We start from the raw sequence: 1,543 nt of genomic DNA, 5'->3' as shown, positions 1-1,543 counted from the left end.
CGTTCGTTCACTGATCCATCCCCTGCGCTTTTGTTCTGTCGCGTCTGTGCGCAGTGGTGGCGGGGAACGGCGGGTCAGTCGCCATGAATACGTATGCCGCTCGACGCGCGCACGACCAGGCGCGGCGGCAGGATCGCGGTAGCGGTCACCTCGCCGCGGATCCGCGCGAGCAGCGTGTCGACGAGGAATTCGCCGGCGCGGCGATAATCCTGCGCGACCGTGGTGAGCGGCGGATGCGCGAGCGTGGCGGCGGGCAAATCGTCAAAGCCGATGATCTTCACATCGTCGGGAACGCGACGCCCCGCCTCGGCGAGCGCGCGCATCGCGCCGATCGCGATCAGATCGCTCGCGGCGAAGATCGCATCGAAATCGCGCGCGCGCGCCAGCAGCGTTACGGCGGCGGCATAACCCGAGGCTTCGGTGGTGATCGCATCGACTTGCAACGCAGGATCGAACAGCATCCCCGCCTCGTCGATCGCTTCGCCCAGGCCGCGATAGCGATCCTCGAATTCGGGATAATGGCTCGACGCCTCGCCCAGAAACGCGATCCGGCGGCAGCCTTGCGCGATCAGATGGCGTCCGGCGTCGCGCCCGCCGCGGACATTGTCGCAGCCGACCGTCGCATCGGCGGCGTGGTTCGAGCGCACCGAGCCCCAGCGCACGAAATGCGTGTTTTGCGCCGCGAGCAAATCGAGCCGCGCGCGATATTGCTCATAATCGCCATAGCCGAGCAGGATGATCCCATCGGCCTTGCGACTATCCTCATAATCGACGTGCCAGTCGTTCGAGAGCTGCTGAAACGAAATCAGCAAATCATAGCCACGCAACGCACAGGTCCGCGTGATCGACCCGAGCATCGCCAGGAAGAACGGGTTGATCAGCGAATCGTCGGGCGTCGGATCTTCGAAAAATAGCAAGGCGAGCGTGTTCGAACTGCCGCGCCGCAAGTTCGACGCATTCTTGTCGACCTTATAATTAAGCTGGCGCGCGATCGCTTCGATCCGCAGCCGCGTCGCCGCGCTCACCGTCGAATCGCCGCGCAATGCGCGCGACACGGTCGGCTGCGAAACGCCGGCCAGCGCTGCAATATCGAAAGACGTCGGTTTGTCGTTGAGCGCCATTTGCGCAAGCGGCTCCTCAGCCTGATCCGCGCCGGATTTCCGGTCGCCTTGCACGGTGTACGCGCTGCCCCGCAGTTAAGGAAGGCCTCTGGCCGGCTAGTCTTGCGTCCGTATTGAATACGTATGTCGTTATCTTGGCTTTGCAATCGCCCAAGCGCAATCACGCTGACGAAAGGTTCAACGCGCAGCAGACGCCGTGGAGCCCAAGGGGAGAGAGAGCATGATCGCATCGATGCGCCGTGAGGCGACGCACTACCGCACCACCTTGTCATTGGGCACGAGCATGAGCGCGCTGGGCGCGGCGCTGCTGCTCCTCGGCACCACCGCCGCACACGCGCAGACCGCGCCGGCGACCGATGCACCCGCAGCCGACGCGGCGGACAAGGATATCGTCGTCACTGGTTTTCGCGCCTCGCTGCAAA

At 64.2% G+C, this 1,543-nt stretch carries 2 protein-coding genes; one reads left to right on the top strand and one right to left on the bottom strand.

From position 1 onward, the window contains the following. Positions 1-74 precede the first annotated feature (74 nt). The gene (locus ABWP09_RS14380) at positions 75-1,121 is read right to left on the bottom strand and encodes a LacI family DNA-binding transcriptional regulator (RefSeq protein ID WP_353205801.1); all 1,047 of its coding nucleotides are present in this window, start codon (positions 1,119-1,121) and stop codon (positions 75-77) included. 220 nt (positions 1,122-1,341) lie between these two features. Here ABWP09_RS14380 and ABWP09_RS14375 point away from each other — a divergent pair. Continuing rightward, the coding region (locus ABWP09_RS14375; protein ID WP_353205800.1) for a hypothetical protein at positions 1,342-1,543 on the top strand (202 nt) is incomplete at its 3' end.

Source organism: Sphingomonas sp. (genome assembly GCF_040398505.1).
GTDB lineage: Bacteria > Pseudomonadota > Alphaproteobacteria > Sphingomonadales > Sphingomonadaceae > Sphingomonas.
This window is presented reverse-complemented; position numbering and strand designations above follow the sequence as displayed.

Bases quoted from the DNA above. Each gene is read 5' to 3' on its own strand.
- ABWP09_RS14380 (WP_353205801.1), bottom strand. From the start codon at position 1,121: ATGGCGCTCAACGACAAACCGACGTCTTTCGATATTGCAGCGCTGGCC.